The organism is Leptospira dzoumogneensis, assembly GCF_004770895.1.
In the GTDB taxonomy this organism is placed as follows: domain Bacteria; phylum Spirochaetota; class Leptospiria; order Leptospirales; family Leptospiraceae; genus Leptospira_B; species Leptospira_B dzoumogneensis.
In genome coordinates this window covers 1-16,801 of the sequence record NZ_RQHS01000015.1, presented here as the reverse complement: position 1 = coordinate 16,801, position 16,801 = coordinate 1, and the positions used below count along the sequence as shown (strand labels likewise).

At 41.2% G+C, this 16,801-nt stretch carries 19 protein-coding genes and 1 other RNA gene; 12 read left to right on the top strand and 8 right to left on the bottom strand.

Going from position 1 to position 16,801, the window contains the following annotated elements; translation table 11 throughout:
* Nucleotides 1-16: 16 nt before the first annotated feature.
* Nucleotides 17-622 (bottom strand): DUF3332 family protein, encoded by a 606-nt coding sequence (locus tag EHR06_RS09485; protein ID WP_135756782.1) that lies wholly within the window; start codon nucleotides 620-622, stop codon nucleotides 17-19.
* Between the two features lie 227 nt (nucleotides 623-849).
* Between EHR06_RS09485 and EHR06_RS09480 the strand changes: the two genes are divergently transcribed.
* The 4 genes from EHR06_RS09480 to EHR06_RS09465 all read left to right on the top strand — a co-directional run bounded on the left by EHR06_RS09480 (nucleotide 850) and on the right by EHR06_RS09465 (nucleotide 3,988).
* Nucleotides 850-2,310 carry an MBOAT family O-acyltransferase gene (locus EHR06_RS09480; protein WP_135756781.1) on the top strand — a complete coding sequence of 487 codons (1,461 nt, stop codon included), beginning with the start codon at nucleotides 850-852 and terminating at the stop codon, nucleotides 2,308-2,310.
* Nucleotides 2,311-2,365: 55 nt separating this feature from the next.
* Nucleotides 2,366-2,719 (top strand): PilZ domain-containing protein, encoded by a 354-nt coding sequence (locus EHR06_RS09475; protein ID WP_100722852.1) that lies wholly within the window; start codon nucleotides 2,366-2,368, stop codon nucleotides 2,717-2,719.
* A gap of 93 nt (nucleotides 2,720-2,812) precedes the next feature.
* A complete protein-coding gene (locus EHR06_RS09470) occupies nucleotides 2,813-3,415 on the top strand; it encodes an RNA polymerase sigma factor (RefSeq protein ID WP_135756780.1) in 603 nt (200 codons plus the stop codon).
* A gap of 6 nt (nucleotides 3,416-3,421) precedes the next feature.
* The gene (locus EHR06_RS09465) at nucleotides 3,422-3,988 is read left to right on the top strand and encodes an LIMLP_12425 family protein (RefSeq protein ID WP_135756779.1); all 567 of its coding nucleotides are present in this window, start codon (nucleotides 3,422-3,424) and stop codon (nucleotides 3,986-3,988) included.
* A gap of 162 nt (nucleotides 3,989-4,150) precedes the next feature.
* On the opposite strand, the gene EHR06_RS09460 is transcribed toward EHR06_RS09465, so the two are convergent.
* The 4 genes from EHR06_RS09460 to EHR06_RS09445 all read right to left on the bottom strand — a co-directional run bounded on the left by EHR06_RS09460 (nucleotide 4,151) and on the right by EHR06_RS09445 (nucleotide 7,106).
* Complete coding sequence (locus EHR06_RS09460; protein ID WP_135756778.1) at nucleotides 4,151-5,083, bottom strand: hypothetical protein; 933 nt, start codon at nucleotides 5,081-5,083, stop codon at nucleotides 4,151-4,153.
* Nucleotides 5,083-5,370: a ribosome hibernation-promoting factor, HPF/YfiA family gene (gene hpf / locus EHR06_RS09455; RefSeq protein WP_086446306.1), complete on the bottom strand. Its 288-nt coding sequence runs from the start codon at nucleotides 5,368-5,370 to the stop codon at nucleotides 5,083-5,085. The genes EHR06_RS09460 and hpf overlap by 1 nt, the downstream gene beginning before the upstream one ends.
* A 241-nt stretch (nucleotides 5,371-5,611) precedes the next feature.
* The gene (locus EHR06_RS09450) at nucleotides 5,612-6,073 is read right to left on the bottom strand and encodes a tetratricopeptide repeat protein (protein ID WP_135628546.1); all 462 of its coding nucleotides are present in this window, start codon (nucleotides 6,071-6,073) and stop codon (nucleotides 5,612-5,614) included.
* Nucleotides 6,074-6,407: 334 nt separating this feature from the next.
* Nucleotides 6,408-7,106: a lysophospholipid acyltransferase family protein gene (locus EHR06_RS09445; protein ID WP_135756777.1), complete on the bottom strand. Its 699-nt coding sequence runs from the start codon at nucleotides 7,104-7,106 to the stop codon at nucleotides 6,408-6,410.
* A 198-nt stretch (nucleotides 7,107-7,304) separates the two neighbouring features.
* Between EHR06_RS09445 and rnpB the strand changes: the two genes are divergently transcribed.
* The 5 genes from rnpB (at nucleotide 7,305) to EHR06_RS09420 (ending at nucleotide 11,554) form a co-directional block, all read left to right on the top strand.
* An RNA gene (rnpB, locus tag EHR06_RS09440) (RNase P RNA component class A) lies at nucleotides 7,305-7,696 on the top strand.
* A 17-nt stretch (nucleotides 7,697-7,713) separates the two neighbouring features.
* Nucleotides 7,714-8,310: a hypothetical protein gene (locus tag EHR06_RS09435; protein ID WP_135756776.1), complete on the top strand. Its 597-nt coding sequence runs from the start codon at nucleotides 7,714-7,716 to the stop codon at nucleotides 8,308-8,310.
* Between the two features lie 35 nt (nucleotides 8,311-8,345).
* The gene (locus EHR06_RS09430) at nucleotides 8,346-8,768 is read left to right on the top strand and encodes an acyl-CoA thioesterase (RefSeq protein WP_086446347.1); all 423 of its coding nucleotides are present in this window, start codon (nucleotides 8,346-8,348) and stop codon (nucleotides 8,766-8,768) included.
* A 103-nt stretch (nucleotides 8,769-8,871) separates the two neighbouring features.
* Nucleotides 8,872-10,056: a PP2C family protein-serine/threonine phosphatase gene (locus tag EHR06_RS09425; protein WP_244288558.1), complete on the top strand. Its 1,185-nt coding sequence runs from the start codon at nucleotides 8,872-8,874 to the stop codon at nucleotides 10,054-10,056.
* A gap of 49 nt (nucleotides 10,057-10,105) precedes the next feature.
* Nucleotides 10,106-11,554 carry a peptidase C69 family protein gene (locus EHR06_RS09420; protein WP_135756774.1) on the top strand — a complete coding sequence of 483 codons (1,449 nt, stop codon included), beginning with the start codon at nucleotides 10,106-10,108 and terminating at the stop codon, nucleotides 11,552-11,554.
* Here EHR06_RS09420 and EHR06_RS09415 read toward each other — a convergent pair.
* The gene (locus tag EHR06_RS09415; protein WP_135756773.1) at nucleotides 11,514-12,224 is read right to left on the bottom strand and encodes a TerC family protein; all 711 of its coding nucleotides are present in this window, start codon (nucleotides 12,222-12,224) and stop codon (nucleotides 11,514-11,516) included. The two genes, EHR06_RS09420 and EHR06_RS09415, sit on opposite strands and share 41 nt — an antisense overlap.
* A 76-nt stretch (nucleotides 12,225-12,300) precedes the next feature.
* Here EHR06_RS09415 and EHR06_RS09410 point away from each other — a divergent pair, with 76 nt between their 5' ends.
* Nucleotides 12,301-12,864 (top strand): SelL-related redox protein, encoded by a 564-nt coding sequence (locus EHR06_RS09410; protein WP_135756772.1) that lies wholly within the window; start codon nucleotides 12,301-12,303, stop codon nucleotides 12,862-12,864.
* Nucleotides 12,865-12,867: 3 nt separating this feature from the next.
* On the opposite strand, the gene EHR06_RS09405 is transcribed toward EHR06_RS09410, so the two are convergent.
* On the bottom strand, nucleotides 12,868-13,260 hold the full coding sequence (locus EHR06_RS09405; protein ID WP_135756771.1) for a hypothetical protein: 393 nt from the start codon (nucleotides 13,258-13,260) through the stop codon (nucleotides 12,868-12,870).
* A gap of 254 nt (nucleotides 13,261-13,514) precedes the next feature.
* Here EHR06_RS09405 and EHR06_RS09400 point away from each other — a divergent pair, with 254 nt between their 5' ends.
* A complete protein-coding gene (locus EHR06_RS09400; protein WP_135756770.1) occupies nucleotides 13,515-14,288 on the top strand; it encodes an intradiol ring-cleavage dioxygenase in 774 nt (257 codons plus the stop codon).
* 103 nt (nucleotides 14,289-14,391) lie between these two features.
* Nucleotides 14,392-15,228 (top strand): RNA polymerase subunit sigma-70, encoded by an 837-nt coding sequence (locus EHR06_RS09395; RefSeq protein WP_244288557.1) that lies wholly within the window; start codon nucleotides 14,392-14,394, stop codon nucleotides 15,226-15,228.
* Between the two features lies 1 nt (nucleotide 15,229).
* Here the strand turns inward: EHR06_RS09395 and EHR06_RS09390 are convergent, their stop codons facing one another.
* Nucleotides 15,230-16,240, bottom strand: coding sequence for a patatin-like phospholipase family protein (locus EHR06_RS09390; protein WP_135756769.1), 1,011 nt, complete (start codon nucleotides 16,238-16,240; stop codon nucleotides 15,230-15,232).
* Nucleotides 16,241-16,801 lie beyond the last annotated feature (561 nt).

Here is a 16,801-nt window from a genome sequence, read left to right as displayed (position 1 = left end):
GGATCATTTATACCGATTAGAGAGATTCGGAAGCTCTCAATTGAAGGTCTTGTAAACTTTGAGCTTCTACTACTTTAGAAGATTTTAATTTACCTTGTTCAGTCAGTTTTAAGATCACTTGGGACCCTACTGATTGAGAAGTAACTTCGATCTCTGAAAGTTGTCCTTCTCTCTCTACGAAAAATTTTCCAGGTTGAGAGCGGAAAGCAGTAAGGGTTTCTGATTTTCCTTCTTTAGAAACGGCAGTCAGATCCAATCTGGAACCGAATTCAGTATAAACCAAAGTCAGTTTTTCTCCGTCTTGTTCGAAAGATTTTGCGTATCTTCCTTCTTTATCATACTCGTTCAGTCCTACCGGGTTGCTTCCGGACCAGAACTCGATCAGGTTGAAAAGAATAAAGTCGATAAATCCGCCGATTGCCATTAAAAATCCGAAAGGAATATAGAATAGAACCGTTTTTACGATCTTAGCAAGAAGGCCGCCGCCTACATTGATCCCGTCGTTAGCATTGTAGAAAACTCTTACAAGTGCAAATTTTCCGAAACAGTTCGCTAAGGAACCGAAGCTAGCTCCTACCAGTACCAAGGTCAGGATGATTTTTTTTAATACGTTTTTCACCATTGAAAACGGAACTCCTTTATATGAATGGAATGCGAAACTACGAATAAAGTATGGAAAAAATCTTGCAAGAGATTTACATTCTCCCTTCCTTTTTGTGGGGCAAAATCTTGACTGAAAAATTCCTGCCCTAAAGGGATCCAATAAAGGAAAGAGAATCCCTTGACCTAGTTCCAGTCTCGGTATTTCTGGACCGAAAGACGGATGCCCGTTTTATTTAGGGAACCTACGTGATCTTTCCCACGCTTGAATTTTTTCTTTTTTTCTCATTCGTATTCGTAACCCATTGGTATATTTTACCGGCGCTTATTCCGGAGCCAAAACTACGCAAATCTCTTATCCATATCTTCCTGCTCATCGTGAGTTATATATTCTACATGAGCTGGAACTGGAAATTCGGCGGGTTGATCTTATTATCCACACTAATCGATTTCTTTTTAGCGGATCTGATCTTCGAATCCAAGAACCAAGTTTTCCGCAAGAGAATGATCGTGATCAGCTTGGTGTTGAATCTTGTATTCATTTTAGGATTTTTTAAATATTACGGATTTTTAAGCGAGAACCTGAACGCACTACTGCATACTTTAGGCTTCCAAAGTTTATTTCCTGTTCTTAAAATAGTTCTTCCTGTAGGGATCTCATTTTATACATTCCAGAGTTTGAGTTATACTATTGATGTATACAGAGGAGCAATCCCTTCCGAAAAAAATTTCATACGATTTGCGTTATTCGTCTCCTTCTTCCCTCAGTTGGTAGCTGGACCGATCGTAACCGCTAAAAGTTTTTTACCTCAATTACAAACAGAGAAGAAGATAGAAGATATCCCATTCAGAAAAGCGATCCGTTATTTTCTAATGGGATATTTTAAGAAGGTTGTACTATCGGATAATATTTCTCCGATCGCCGATCTCATCTTTAAAAACCCGGATGTTTATTCTACGGAAGCGCTTTGGTTAGGTGCATTTCTTTTCTGGGTGCAGGTCTATTGCGATTTCAGCGGTTATACCGATATGGCATATTCTGCAGCGCTTCTATTAGGTTATGAGCTACCCGAAAACTTTAGAATGCCTTATATTTCCCAATCCGTTACGGAACATTGGAGAAGATGGCATATCACTCTTTCCACTTGGCTCAGAGATTATGTGTATATCTCCTTAGGTGGAAATCGTGTGGGGTTATTCCGTCATAGATTCAATGTTTGGTTCACAATGTTTGTAGGCGGGATCTGGCATGGAGCCAATTGGACCTTCCTCATCTGGGGTTCCATCCAAGGCGGATTTCTATTAATAGAATCCGTATTAAAAGAATGGAAAGCGAAATGGTTCCCGAACCTGACAATTCCGGATTCTTGGGATAAGGCGTTAACCCCTGTTAGAGTTTTATATGCAAGTACAGTGGCGGTCACATTCGGAGTGATCTTTCGATCCGCAAATATAGAATCCGCTCTGAAAATGATACACGGAATGTATGTGTACCAAAGCGGAGAACTTAGACCTTATATGTTAAAGCAAGGTATCCCGGCTATACTTTGTGTGATCATTGGACATTATCTTGGTTGGCTTATTTACGAAAAAGGAAAGGAGTTCAAGATCCCAGTCTGGTTGGAATTTTCTCTTTATCCATTGATCGCATTTTGCTTTGCGATCTTAAGTCCGGACGGAGAGATCCCTTTTATCTACTTCGACTTCTGAAAAAAGTAAAACGCTGGACACTTGTCGAATTCGTTTCTAATTTGAACCCTTATCGATGAGCGAGCCCGGCCAAAAACCTAGGAGTCCCAGATTTTATCCCAGAGATTTCGACGAGTATATCGTGCAGGTGGATTCAGGGCTTATCACGTTAGAAGGTAAACTAGGTAATATTTCCGAATCAGGAATTTGTATATTAATGAGCGGCGAAGATTTGCCGGGCTCCATTCCGATCGAAGGCTCGGTCATCGAAAGAAGGACCGGCAAACGTTTGGAATTTTTAGGGGACGTAGTTTGGAAAATCCCAAAGCAGGTGGATTCAAAACGAAAGTTCTTATACGGGATACGTTTTAGAGATCCTTTAGAACTGACAGAGTCTCTTATACTCATCAATCTTTCCCTAGAAGGTTAAAATCCTAATCGTATACGGTTGCGCAAAATTCCTTACGTCATATTTTTATTGCAAAGGCCGGCAAAGAGCCTACCTATGTCGTAAAGGCTTCTAATGATCGAAACCGACAATCCTCAACGCAAACAAACCGTAAGAGAAAAAGAAATCCAACTTCTAAAACGGATCAAAGAAGGGGACGACAAAGCATACATAGAGCTTACCGGCCCTTATAGGGAAAGATTATACAGAAAAGCTGTCTCCATGGTAAAAGACGGGGATGACGCAGAGGATATCGTCCAGGACGCATTGATCTCTGGATATCGCTCCATACGCAATTTTAGGGCAGAATCCGGGGTCTATACCTGGCTCTACCGCATCGTGGTCAATAAATCCAAGGACCTTCTGGCCAAAAGAAAACGTGCCAGGGAGAATTCCATGGATGACTCCGAATTCCAGGTCACTGACGATCGTGTCAGCTTCGAAAAAAAAGTAGAACTTTCCGACGAGAGCAACTATCTAATCAACAAAATCAACGAACTCGAGGATATATACAAAGAAGTCATCGAGCTCCGGTATTTCGAGGAAATGTCCTATTCACAAATAGCAGAGATCCTCGGAACCAATATCGGAACAGTCAAAAGCCGGCTCTTTAAGGCAAAGGAATTTTTGAAACATCTGATTATGAAAGATGGGAAGAGCGAAGGCTTTTTTAGGTAGTAAGGTATGGAAAAACAAACAAGTAAACAGCAGGGAACAAAGTTCGGATTTTCTTCCATTTTTCAGAAGGAAGATCCGGATCATGTCAAATTAGAAAATTCTTTGGTTCGAGCAGTATCTGAACTGCGAACGGAACAAATGAAGGATATCAGCCTCTCCAAGGACTTTGATCTTCGACTCACGAATCTACTCAAAGATGTCCGATTCGACGAAGAAACCTCCTGGTCCAAGTTCTCCCGCAGTTTTGTCTGGAACCGTTCTTTCCAATACTCCCTCAGCGCAGCTCTCGCAATCCTAGTTCTCGCAGTTACGGTAGGCCGCTTTTCTTCTTCCAACGAAACAAGTTTGGCGGAAAGATCCGGAACTCTCACCGTAGGCGAAGACCGTGAATTCGTGGATCTTCCTTCTTCCGCAAGAGTGGATGTGGATCTGAATTCACGTCATCTTCTTGAGATCTCTAAAAATCCCCAAGCTTCCAAGACATTAGGTTCTTTAGAGCAGTACTTTATTGAAAAGGGTGATTATAGAACGGCTCAAGAGATCCGCCACGTTCTGGAATCAACTTCTAAGTAATTTTTAAAGCTGCGGTTTAGCACGCAGAGGCGCAGAGGCGCAGAGGCGCAGAGGCACAGAGTCGCTGAGTTTTTTAGGCATTAGTCAGCCCTAAAATTTTTCTCTGCGTCTTCGCGTCTCTGCGTGAGAATAAGCACTGCGCCTCGATAATCTCTCAGCGTCTCAAACTTTCAGTCTTTTATGATATAAGTTCGGGTCTAAAGAATCCAGGATACGTTTTGCTTCCTGGGCCACTTCTCCATACAGAATAGAAGTTCTGGAGTCGAGAAGTGCACAGCAGAGTTGGATCATTCTGCACTTTACTTTAAATTCGGTTCCACCTTTTCGGAGACCCAAAGAATCTCGGAGTCTAAACAATTCGGAGCGATACGCTTCCAGTTCCTTATCGCTCATCTTGCGGATCTCTTTGAACACTCCTCTTTCTAGAAGAAGAACAGGCAATGCTTCTTTCAGTTCACCTTCTTCTTTGAATTCCTCTCTTAAGATTTGTATCGCGGAGAAGATAGGCTCTGAACGAACGGATTCCAGTCGGATAGCGCTGGGCTCTTTTAGAAAAGCCTCTCTATAGAGCAAAAGTCCTTGAGAATGTTGTCCGCTTAAGTAGGTACATTCCGCTCTGAAAAATAATAACTCAGGGGAAAATCTTTCTAGTCCGGAAGAATCTCGGAGAACTTCGGAGGCAAGATCCGTATCTTCTGCAAGTAAAAGTCTATAGGCGAGTTCTGCGATCAGTCCAGGAGAAAGAGATTGTATCCCTTCTTTTCTGAGAGCGATCCGAACTTGGTCGGTGGTTTCCTGCAGGATAGAACTCATCGCAGAATGATAAGAGAGTTCTTTCGGAAATGATTTACTTTTATAAACAGAATCGAAGTCTTTCAGGAATTCCAATAGAAGCCCCGTTCGTTCTCTTCCTTCTTTTGTGAGATGGATCCTGTCTATTCTATGATCCCAGAAAGAGGAAATATAAAACCCCGAGGCATACTCGGGGTTTTCCGGATCTTCTTCCAATAGGGAGTCGAATATATTCCTAGAGAGTTCGAACTCTCCTTCGGATAAATGTTTTATCGCTTCTTCGTACTTCCTGTCTTGGTCCATCAATGAGCGGCTTTTTTATCGTGGTGTTTGCTTACTTGTTTTACGATCTTATCTTCTAAGCCGTCTATGCAGGAATAAATGTCTTTGTCTTCGTGTTGTGCGTTAAATTTACTTCCGTCCGCGGCTAAATTTAAATTAGCGCTGATCAACCCGTGCACCTGTTCGAATGAAATTTCCATCGAAACTAACTTTTGTATGTATTTAGAGACTCGTTCTAATTTTTTTTCGGCATAATCTTCTGCCGTTCCGGAATGATCCAAGTTTTTCCAATTAAAAACGATTTTCATGTAAAGCCTCCGCGGATTTTTATTTATTGGCTTCTCTCTGTTTGACTATAGCATACAATATGCGTTTGAAAAAAGGAAAGAAACGTATTTTTGGACGGGAAAGAAAGGGAGTCATCCCAACCCAGGAATTCCTGTAAGATTAGGATGGAAAAAATCAGAGTCAAATCAAAAAAAGCGCCCGCCCCGAAAGGGGCGGACCAGGGAAGTTAGAACTAGAGATGGGATGATTTCCTAGCGTTTCTTAGTCCTTGTTTAGAGTCAGGCTTGGCTGTTTCGCAAAAGCCAGGCTACATGCTTCCTGGTATTTTTTAAGACCTTCTTCCTCTGCGTGAAGAGCGGAATCAAGGTCACCAATCTTTTGGTATACATGGATAACTTCTTTAATGTTCTCTAAGGCTTGGCAGGATTTGCCGAGACGGAATTCGGAGATTGATTTCAGGTAAAGAACCAGAGCGTATCCGGAGCTTTCTTTATCGCCGATTTTTGTTCTCACTGCTAAGGACTGGTCGTAAAAAGCGATTGCACCTTCGTAGTCCCTGGTTTTTTGTTTTAGGCTTCCGAGGGCAGTAAGCTTATTTGCCAGCTGGGTATCTGTCTCCGGTGTGTAGTTCTTGAGCGAACTTTCGATCACATTGGTTTCAGGTTCTGCATAAATTGCAGTGGAGATGCTTAAAATTAGGGCAATTTTAATTAATTTGTTCATCTTTTTATCTCCCAGCCGAGGCTTTGTCTAATATAGTGCAAACGCCGTGCCAAGTTTCTGGGATTTTTCCGATTTTTTTATTCTTAAACCTGAAAATTTCCCGGAACCTGGCATGAGAGTATATCCGGCAGATTTACGGTTGTATATGGGGAGGGGTGTTAAGGAGTTCCTTCCAGTCCGTTAGGAAGGTATTAAAGGTTTGGGCGACCCCTCGCTTTCGCTCGGAACGTGCTGCTACGGGTTCGCGCATTCGCGCTCATCCGGCAAGCCGGACAAGCCCTTCGCATCACTGTCGCGTTTATTACTCACGCAGAGGCGCTAAGACGCGGAGCTTTTAGCCAATAATTTCTTCTAATTCAGGATCTGCTGATTTTTTAGCCTGTTCGAATGGGTATTTGAGACTTGTGAGGCTTGCGATCTCGTGCATACAATCGTGGAGGAAATCTTCATGGTCCATATCAGGCTCAAAATGTCTAAGTTTTCCGGCTCGGACTATAAAACTGGTCCTACGCAAGAATCCTCTTGGCTTATATTCCAATCCTAGGCATAGAACCGCTAAAGGCTCTTCCGGCTTTCCTACAATGAATCTAAATCCACCTGGCCGGCCTTTCCCCATTTTATAAGGAATGGTGGTTTGTTCCGGGAAGATCACGAGCATATTGCCTTCGTTTAGTACCTTCTTAGCAAATAGAAGATCGTTCTTACTTTTTCTAGGTTCTTTTCTATTGAGAGGAATTCCTCCGCATTTTAGAAAATAGTCCATGAAAATAGGGGCGGCGAGGGAATCTTTCATGATCGCCCAAATATCCATTCTTCTATGATATAATGCTTTAGCAAGTCCTAGCGGAATATCATCATTCCTTTGGTGTTTGGAGAGTACCAGGACCTTTCCGGTTTGAGGTACGTTTTCTAATCCGTAAACTTCTGTTTTATAAAATAAGGATCCATAGAGTCTTCCGAACCAACGTAACGCTTTTCTGGCTAATTCAGAACTTCCAGGATGGGGCTTTTGTGCAGAGCTTTTTGATGACATTGCTAAATATGAGGTTTATTCGCGTAGAAGGTTGCAAAATTGAGAGAGCTTTTTTTTTACATTTTTATTTCACACGGAGCTGCATTGGCACGCAGAGGCGTGGAGACGCAGAGTTTGATTTTCTCCACGGCTTTGCGTCTCTGCGTGAGATTAAAAAACAGATAGCCTTTGCATTGAATTCTTCTAAATTCGTTTTGGAAGGTCTGCCGGATGGTCGCGCTTTCTTTTCTGATCGAGTGGATTTTCCCTCATTCGGAGAGTTTGTGAGGAAAGTCCGGACACCATAGAACCGCGGGACCGGGTAATTCCCGGAGTTCGGGATCGTAAGAAACCGGATATGGAAAGTGCAGCAGAAAATATACCGCTAGTTTTCTAGTAAGGGTGAAATGGCGGGGTAAGAGCCCACCGCCGCTTTTGTGAAAAGGCGGGCAATGTAAACCCTCCCGGGTGCAATCTCGAATAGGCGGCCATCGTTGGTTCTGCAGGGCCGCGGGTAGAGAGCAAAGAGTCTTTTCGGTAACTGAAAGACCAAGATAAATGATCATCGCTCGTAAGAGTACAAAATCCGGCTTATAAAGCAGATCTTCCACTGCAATTGTCTTAGATCATGAATATTATAAATGTAGAATGGTTCTCGAAAGAAGCGGCCCTGGTTTTGGTGCTTGGGTCCGTATTTGCATTTTCTCTTACATATACCTTCGAATATTTTATTAAACATACTGATAAACTTCAGCTCCAAAAGAATACAAAACGTTATTTGAGATTACCCATCTTTTATAGATTTGCGGGTTTCTTTTTAATTTTGCTAGTCCCAATTGTTCTTTTAGGAGATACTTATTTTAATTTTCAGAAGAATGGGATCTTCAGTTTTCCGGATCCAATTTTGTGTTTAGTGTCTTTTGTTCTTTTTTCGATAGGAACCTTGCTTATTCTCTATTGTAAGAATTATAGAATTATATTGGAGCAGGATGCAATTTTGTCTAAGGGAGTTTTCCGAAAACATAAAAGGATCCTTTGGCAGGATATTCAATCCGTTCGATTCGAAAGATCTGCGTTTTTTCTTTCCGATGGTAAAGAAGAGATAGAAGTGGTGACTCTATTGTCCGGCTTTGAGGTTTTTCTTTCTAGTCTGGAAGAATATATTACACCGGGTTTATACAAAGATTCCTTTCAGAAGTATGCACAGTTTTTGAAGAAGTCCTGATTTACAGAATTAGTCCCTTTGATTTTTCTAGCTCTATGTCTAAACCGGAAAAATACCCGTACAGTGTTCAACAAAAAGTAGCTTGGGGAGATATGGATGCATTCGGTCACGTGAATAATGTGGTCTATGCAAGATATTTCGAAACTGCAAGAGCTTCCTACTTCGACGATATGGGCCTTTGGGAATCCCCTCAGAAACCTATGGAAGGCGGACCGGTCCTGACTCATATTGAAATGGATTATAGAAAGCAGGTTCGTTTTCCGGAAACGATTGATATTTCCGTAAAATTAGAATCCGTTAAGAACAGATCTTTTTCAATCGTTTGTTCCATGTGGAACCAAGCAGGGGAATGCGTGTTGACTGGAAAAGCGGAGCTGTTATGGTTTAATTTTTCTACTGGTAAACCGGTGGCAATTCCAGATGTCTACAAGGAACAATTCTTCCAACAAAACAAATGAAACGCCGGCAATCACAAGCGTAAAAGAATTCTTATCAGAGGAATCTCTTTCGCGATTTCGTTTCGCGATGTTCCTTTTTCTTTTTTTCGCGGGGTTCGGTTTATTGTTAGGCGATCCTGCTTCCGAGGGACTCTCCGATCCAAGATGGATTAGAGTCGCTCACGTTACTCTAATCTGTATCTCTCTATTCTTAAGTTTTAAATTCGAAAATTTTAAAAAATACTGCGAATCCGTTTTACTCTTCCATTTCGCTGTGATGAGTATCCATTCATTTTATCTTTTATATGTGAACGGTTTGTATCTGGGTTACCTTTTCGGATTGATACTAGTTGTATTTAGCACAGGCGTTTCTATCAATAATCGCAGGGTATTAATTCCGGTCCTTCTACTATTCATAGCGATCGCATTCTTTGTAGGAATACATGTGAAAGATCCCAAGATAGATGTTGGGATGTATTACTTCGGCCTGATCTCTTCGGGTGTTTTATCCGTGCTTGTGATCGGTTTTAGAATGAGAACATTCGAAACTTTATTAGAAGCGGATGTGCAGATGGAAAAATTCCAGATCAATATAGAAGAAGAATTATCAATAGCTCAGAAAACCCAAAAAGGTCTTGTGGATCTTGAATTTCCGGAAGCAGGAAATTTTAGGATCTATTCTTATTTTAAACCTTTGGAAAGTGTGGGCGGGGACCTGATCAAAACGAATCTAGGCAAAGAAGGGGAGCTTGACTTTTTCTTTGCGGATGCTGCGGGTCATGGAGTTTCTGCAGCGATGGTTTCTGCGATGGCAGTAATGGCATTTAAGACCACTGCTCCTGTAGCGGAAAGTCCATCTAAAGGTCTAACTCTGATCCACGAGTCTTTGATGACTATGATCGGTGGATTTTTTATCACCGCAGTTTATATGAGATTGGATCGAGAAAAAAGATCTTTGACCTATTCTTATGCGGGACATCATCCTGCGGTTTTGATCAAGTCGGATGGTTCCGTCCAAGAATTGACGGGGAAGGGAACGGTGCTTCTTGCTCTTCCTAAATTATTCAATCGAGATTATGAAATTTTATTAGAACCAGGTGATAGAGTCATACTATTCTCGGATGGAATGTTCGAGTTTTATTTGGAAGAAAAAGAATTTTTCGGTTACGATGCATTCTTAGATCTGATCCGGGATTATATATCTCTTTCCGGCAGAGTATTTTTGGATTCTTTGGGAGAAGCGGTTCTCGGACTACATTCTTCTCCGCCTAAGGACGATATGACTATGCTACTTTTGGAAGTTCTCTAAACTAAAAAACATCTTGCTCTTCTTGTGAGAGGAGTTAGTATCCCTGCCTATGTGTGATACTTTCGTGGCCACTCCGGATTCTACTTCTTCCGGAAAAATGATCTTCGGAAAAAATTCGGATAGAGAACCTAACGAGCCCCAATGTCTGGTAAGATATCCTGAAAAAATATCTAAGGAAAGCCAACAAAGACTTACCTTTATAGATGTTCCCAGTTCTAAAAAATCCAGAGAAGTTTTGATCTCTCGTCCTCTTCATATGTGGGGAGCGGAGATGGGAGCAAATTCCAAAGGTGTTGTGATCGGTAACGAGGCGGTATTCACAAAACTTAAGATCGAAAAGAAGAATGACGGTCTTACTGGAATGGATCTTTTACGTCTCGGATTGGAACGTTCCGATACTGCTGCAGATGCAAGAGATCTGATCATAGAATATCTAGAAAGATTCGGCCAGGACGCATGCGGCGGTTATTCCAATCGGAACTTCTTCTATCATAATAGTTTTATAATCGCCGATCCTAAAGAAGCTTATGTTCTGGAAACTGCAGATAGATATTGGGCTTGGAAGAAGATCAAAGGTTTTTATGCGATCTCAAACGGTCTTACCTTAGAGTCCGATTATGACGGACTTCATTCGCATGCGATCGATTTTGCAAGAGCAAAAGGTTGGCTGAAAAAGGGGGAGAACTTCTCCTTTAAAGAAGCATTCTCAGATTCTCTATTTACTAGTTTCAGTAAATGTAAAGTTAGGAGAGAGATCGTCACGGGAGGAGGAAAATTTTTCGGTTCTAAGTTGGGTGTTGCAGAGGCGATGCAGATCCTAAGGTTGGAAGGCAAGGAAAAAGGAAGTGTTCCTCTTTCCATCAGCCAAGGAGGTTTTCCTTCTAAGAGTATAGGATATTCTCCCACTCAGTCCGGAATGGGATCCGTTTGTCTTCATGCGGGAGGTCCTTTTTCTCCCAACCAAACAACTTCTTCTTTTGTGGCTGAACTGGATACAAGTCCTGCTTATTCTCAGTTTTGGGCGACAGGTTGTTCTATACCTTCTTTATCCGTTTTTATTCCATTCTCCATTCCAGGAAAAACTTTCTTAGAGGGAGATATTGTGCAGCCAGGTGCCAGTCCGGATTCTTCCCTTTGGTGGAATCATGAAATTTTATATAGACTTTGTCTGAAAAATTATGATAAAGCGGTTTCTATCTTTAGTGCTGAGCTAAAGGAGAAGCAGGAAAAATATATTCAAAAAGTAGAATATACCCTCGGCCAAGCCAGGAATTTTTCCCTGGATCCCGTGACTAAAGAAGCTTTGGAAGAGGTGGATAAACTTTATAAAAAATGGAGAAACCAAGTATTGGAACTTGCAGTGAACGGGAATATTCTTCCGAACTTCTGGTCTTCTCCACTTTATAATCTGAGCTGGGCGGTCTGGAATCGCAAGGCTCGTATCAATTCCAGAGTTCTTAAGGGGATTGATTTGCCTTACGAACCCGCATATTTATGAATTCCACAAGAAGTGAGAACGCCATAGAGAAATAAATATATCCTTTCGGAATATGGAAATGTAAACCGTCCGCGAATAACATCACACCTATCATGATCAAAAAGGAAAGAGCCAAAATTTTCATGGTAGGATGTTCATTGATAAAATCACTTACCTTCCCTGAGAAGATCAGCATGATCACAAGAGAGATGATAACTGCAAGTACCATGACCATCAGATTTCCGGAAAGTCCGACTGCGGTAATGATGGAATCTACCGAGAAAATAATATCTAAAATGATGATCTGCACGATCACATTCAAAAAGGAAGGAGAAGCTCCTGTATCCAGATCCGTTTCACCTTCTTCCATTTTATGATGGATCTCGCTTGTACTTTTTGCGATCAGGAAAAGTCCTCCGCCTAGCATGATCAGATCTCTTCCGGTTACCGTAAAATTTCCCACTTGGAAAAGTCCGTTTGTAAGACTTGCAAGCCAGCTTACGGTAAATAACAAACCTATCCTGAAGCCTAAAGCAGCTAAAAGACCGATCGTGCGGCCGCTTGCCTGTTGTTCTTTAGGAAGTTTACCAACAACTATGGAAAGAAACACAATATTATCAATTCCTAGAACGATTTCCATTGCTGTGAGGGTCAGAAGAGAGATGATAATGTCTATAAGATGCAAATCCATTGTAGAAAGAAATTCGTCTAAGGACTAGAAAAGCAATCGATTTCCTTTACGGTATCGTAGAAGATTTGAAAGAGAGATGAAATTCCTACCGAAAGAAATTTTGGAATCCCAGGTCCAAGGAAGAAATTTAACCGGACTAAGTTTCGGGGACAATCTTCCTCAAAAACCTAGTTTAGTAGTTTTTCTGCGTCATCTTGGTTGTATCTTTTGCAGAGAAACGGTAGAAGACCTTAGGCTTTTCAGTTCCGAAATGGCCGCATTCCCGCCGATTTTATTTGTGTATCCGGACTCAGAGAGAGAAGGAGAAGAATTTTTTTCCAGATTCTGGCCGGAAGCAAAAGCGATCTCAAATCCAAACGCTTCCTTATATGAACTGATCCAAGTGCAGGAAGGGAATTTAATCGAATTAGCAGGCCCGGAAGTTTGGGTAAGTGCAGTACGCGCACTTGCAAAAGGAAACTTTTACGGGGTCCAAGGCAGACATTTACTCAGAATGCCTGCTGTGTTTTTAGTTTTGAAAGATAGGATCCTCTGGACTCATTCGTATCGCCATATCGGAGACGAACCGGACTGGAGCAAAATCCCTGGATGCACTCCTTTACCTACGGATGAGTATGATCCTGGGATTTTGCCTGCGTAATATCTACATCCTATTTCCAGGTGGAGGAGGTGGAAGCGCCGCTTTGCAAGAAGCGGATAACTTGCTTTCATTCTCTCTCATACATCTCATATGAGCAGGTCCACGTTCCACGTTCTTACAATATTTTTCTTCATCGGCCGCACAAGCCGATCTGAATTTTTCGAAACGAGACATCATTTCGTTTACATGATTTTTGCAAGTCTCTGATAATTTAGAAATATATTCTCTAAGACAACGATCGGACTCATGACCATGCCTTGAGTCTTTACAATAAGTTTGTCTTTCCGTTTTGCATGGATCTTCTCCCGGAGGACCTCCAGGTCCTCCGCCGGGTTGTCCGAATGCTGCTCCTGTTAAGGTGAGCGCTAGTATAGAATGTAAAATTAGTTTTTTCATAATGTTTGTCTCTTGCGGGAGTTTGTTAGTTCCTTGGTTTTGTTTTTTATTCCGACCTAATTTAATCGGATTTGGTTTCATTTTAGATCTTTCATCCTTAAGGAACATTGTTATCCGAAGAATTATGATTTTTATTTTGTAAAAAACTTTCTCTTCTATTTTTCCGGGAACCTTCTGCTTCGACCGGGTTTATCTAGATGCAAAAAATATCTAAATCATTCTCTCGTTCAATTTGAGAGAATACGGAGTTTGCATTGAAAAGAAAAGATTTTCTGAAAAGTATATTCGTGTCCGGTGCCGTTTTTACAGGGCTTGCTAATTCCTGTAATTCTCAAAAGGATAGTTCTCCTTCTAATCTTGGCTTATTGCAGGGAATTCTGGATACTTCTTCCTGTAATGCTGCAGATGTTTCCGATTCTTCCGTATGCGCTTTGATCCCACACGAAACGGAAGGCCCTTATCCTTTGGATCTGAGTTCTAATTCTTCTTATTTCCGCCAAGATATCACCGAGGGAAAGACAGGGATCCCTTTGAGTCTTGTATTAACGATCCAGAATATAAACGATAATTGTAATCCGATCTCGAATGCAAGAGTGGATGTATGGCATTGTGATAAGGACGGATATTATTCAGGATACAATGAATCCGGATATTTGGGTAACAAAAATTATATAGGAGAAACTTTTTGCAGAGGAATACAACTCACTGATAGTTCCGGGATCGTGAACTTTACCACGATCTATCCAGGTTGGTATGCGGGAAGGGTGACTCATATCCATTTTCAGGTATATTTGAATAGCGGGCTTGTGGCAACTTCTCAAATCGCTTTCCCGGAAGATATTACAAAAACAGTATATACTACTTCTCTGTATTCCGCTCATGGCCAAAATACTTCCGTTCCGGGAAATTGTTATGATAATATATTCAATAACTCTAGTTCGGATCTAAGTTTGGAATTATGTACGATCACTGAGGATTCTTCTACCGGAGGATATATCGCAAATCTTACGGTAGGGATCGCGAATTAAAAAATACGAAAAAGTTCGTCTTAGTTCCCGATTTAGGATCTAAGGCGAACGGTTCCATTTTTATATTTGTAGAAGATCGGGTCTTCTTCTTCGAAATCCGATCATGGAAAAATACACCGAAAAAGACAAAAGACTGATCTCTTCCGTTGAATTCTATTTTAGGGAAGGGAACTCCGAAAATTTTCTAAAAGAAGCATGGATCTGGGCCTGGGCACTCGCCAAAGGAAGATACCATTTGGACGAAGATTCCTGTTCGGAAATCGTTCTAAAACTGGTTTTGGACGCGGAAGAAGTATTACATTTATTCAAAAAAAGAGGATATTCCAATTTCCCAGCGTTTTTCACAACATATACCAAAAATTTAATATGGAACCAAAGAAGAAAAGAGATCCGACTCAATCGAAGCGAAATTTTGTCCGATGGATTCGAAAGATTTTACGATCCAAGATCGGAGTTCACTAACGAAATACTCAGCCAAACCCAGGAAACTTCCGGTTTGGTCCAAAACATTCTATCCGAAATGGACCCGATCTCTTCTCTTATTCTCAAGCTAAAACATAGGGTCCCTTTGAATTTAAAAGAATCTAGATTATTCTATTCTAAACTCAAAAAGAAAAAACTAAAACTGAAGGATTATTATTCAAAAGATATAGAAGAAGAAAGAAAATCCTGGCTTAGAAAAAAAGAACTAAACGAAAAACTTTCCAGACTTTACCAAAACATGCAGATCCATCATTTCGAAAATTTAGAAAGATGGAAAATTTCCAGAAAACAATTACTCGAAATATGCGGGGCAGTAACTGAGGAAAAAAGTTTCAAAAAGATAGGATGGTATTTGGGACTCAGCGAACATTCCGTTCGAAAAGCATATTATTTTGCAATTTCCGAATTAAAAAGAAAAGAAGATCTAAAAAAGATCAGATTTTCGGAAGCCGCTTAGATCAACCTTTACCTTCTTCCGGACGGATCGTAGGAAGCCAAAGTTTTCTTAAAAGTTTGGATTTGTTTTTGAGTTCGGAGATCTCTGCGATCATATTCGCGACCAATCTTTGTCCGGCTTCCATACCTTTTGTAACGGAACGATTCAAAAGTTTAGAGCTGGTAGTTACCATGCTCAATTCGGATTCATCCGGAGAGATCACTCTGATCTTTACACCTTTAGGAGGAGATTGGATGATACGGACCGCACGATTGTACATAGTATGATGCACCTTAGTGATCATATGAGAAAGTTTTTTATTAGAAGGATAAGAAAGCCAGCCTTGGAATCCGGGGATCGGATCTGAAAATTCGTCCTCGGGACTATTTAATACAACCGTAATATCCTTATAACCCGCTTGGATAACAGACTCTACTGGGATCGGATCCGAGATCCCGCCATCCCCATAATATTGCCCGCCCAATTTCCATTTTCCTCTAGTGGCGATAGGCAAAGAAGTTGCTGCCTTCAATAAATTCAGAACGTTAGAAGCGGTGGCCTTCACATATTCCGCTCTTGCTTTTGCAAGATTCGTGACCACCACATAAAAAGGAGAAGTTTCCTTCTTCTCCAAATATTCGGAAGGAAGCCTATACTTAGTTCCGAACAAATAGTCTATTAGATATTCTTGATCTAGAAAAGTTTTGCCTCGGAAAGGATTTAAAAAAGAGATCAATTGATTGCCCGTGAGCTCTTTTCTCCAAATATCCAAAATTTTCAAACCATGGGCATGATCCGTCTCATAGCCGGTCGTATAATAAGCCGCCGCGCAGGAGCCGGAAGAAACTCCTAAAATTAGATCGAAGTATGTAGAAGGCACTGCCTGATTGATCGCATACAAAGCCCCGCCTGCAAAGGAACCTTTCATTCCTCCGCCCGCGACCACCAATGCCCTCGCGCCTTTTTTGGCCTTGGGCAAGCCGACCATCATACCGGTCTGTTCCGATTCTCCAGGAGAAAAATACGAACTCATCTAAAGATAAAATTTTCGACCCTTCTCCATTTGCAAGAAACTTGAAATTCTAAACCCTAAATTCGAATTCCTTTTTCTTCCTAAACATAGACTTTTTTGCAACATTCCGCAGCGATCTCAATGGGGGCGGCCCCCTCGTTTCACTCGGGTCGAGCTACTACGGATTCGCGCAGTCGCGCTCATCCTGGCTTCGCCAGGACTAAAGTCCTACGTATCTCTGCCGCAAAGACAAGAAACCCCCGTGTCTTTGCGCCTCTGTGTGAATCAAAATTGTTATTCAAAAATATTCACAAGAAGCCGTAAGTAAAAGAAAAACTTTATATTTTTATAATATTCATTTTGAAATAAATTATTAATTCTTGCGTCCGAAAGTCTGTCGGATCTTAAAACGAAATCATGAATCCTTTTATGGAATTTCTTCCGAAAAACTTCCAAAAATTCCTTTGTTTTCTTTGAATTTTCTCCGGAAATTCGAATCAATTTTTACAAAAGTGATTTGACCGGTTGAGTGACGTAATTAATATGGTCTTTACGCCTGAAGGAGTTCACCCGGGAGGGGAA

Excerpts from the sequence above, each read along its gene's own strand:
- EHR06_RS09430 (WP_086446347.1), top strand. The coding sequence starts at position 8,346 with ATGTCTAAACCGGAAAAATACCCGTACAGTGTTCAACAAAAAGTAGCT.
- EHR06_RS09475 (WP_100722852.1), top strand. The coding sequence starts at position 2,366 with ATGAGCGAGCCCGGCCAAAAACCTAGGAGTCCCAGATTTTATCCCAGA.
- EHR06_RS09420 (WP_135756774.1), top strand. The coding sequence starts at position 10,106 with ATGTGTGATACTTTCGTGGCCACTCCGGATTCTACTTCTTCCGGAAAA.
- EHR06_RS09410 (WP_135756772.1), top strand. The coding sequence starts at position 12,301 with ATGAAATTCCTACCGAAAGAAATTTTGGAATCCCAGGTCCAAGGAAGA.
- EHR06_RS09395 (WP_244288557.1), top strand. The coding sequence starts at position 14,392 with ATGGAAAAATACACCGAAAAAGACAAAAGACTGATCTCTTCCGTTGAA.
- EHR06_RS09460 (WP_135756778.1), bottom strand. The coding sequence starts at position 5,083 with ATGGACCAAGACAGGAAGTACGAAGAAGCGATAAAACATTTATCCGAA.
- EHR06_RS09405 (WP_135756771.1), bottom strand. The coding sequence starts at position 13,260 with ATGAAAAAACTAATTTTACATTCTATACTAGCGCTCACCTTAACAGGA.
- EHR06_RS09485 (WP_135756782.1), bottom strand. The coding sequence starts at position 622 with ATGGTGAAAAACGTATTAAAAAAAATCATCCTGACCTTGGTACTGGTA.
- hpf (WP_086446306.1), bottom strand. The coding sequence starts at position 5,370 with ATGAAAATCGTTTTTAATTGGAAAAACTTGGATCATTCCGGAACGGCA.
- EHR06_RS09450 (WP_135628546.1), bottom strand. The coding sequence starts at position 6,073 with ATGAACAAATTAATTAAAATTGCCCTAATTTTAAGCATCTCCACTGCA.
- EHR06_RS09465 (WP_135756779.1), top strand. The coding sequence starts at position 3,422 with ATGGAAAAACAAACAAGTAAACAGCAGGGAACAAAGTTCGGATTTTCT.
- EHR06_RS09415 (WP_135756773.1), bottom strand. The coding sequence starts at position 12,224 with ATGGATTTGCATCTTATAGACATTATCATCTCTCTTCTGACCCTCACA.
- EHR06_RS09470 (WP_135756780.1), top strand. The coding sequence starts at position 2,813 with ATGATCGAAACCGACAATCCTCAACGCAAACAAACCGTAAGAGAAAAA.
- EHR06_RS09435 (WP_135756776.1), top strand. The coding sequence starts at position 7,714 with ATGAATATTATAAATGTAGAATGGTTCTCGAAAGAAGCGGCCCTGGTT.
- EHR06_RS09445 (WP_135756777.1), bottom strand. The coding sequence starts at position 7,106 with ATGTCATCAAAAAGCTCTGCACAAAAGCCCCATCCTGGAAGTTCTGAA.
- EHR06_RS09390 (WP_135756769.1), bottom strand. The coding sequence starts at position 16,240 with ATGAGTTCGTATTTTTCTCCTGGAGAATCGGAACAGACCGGTATGATG.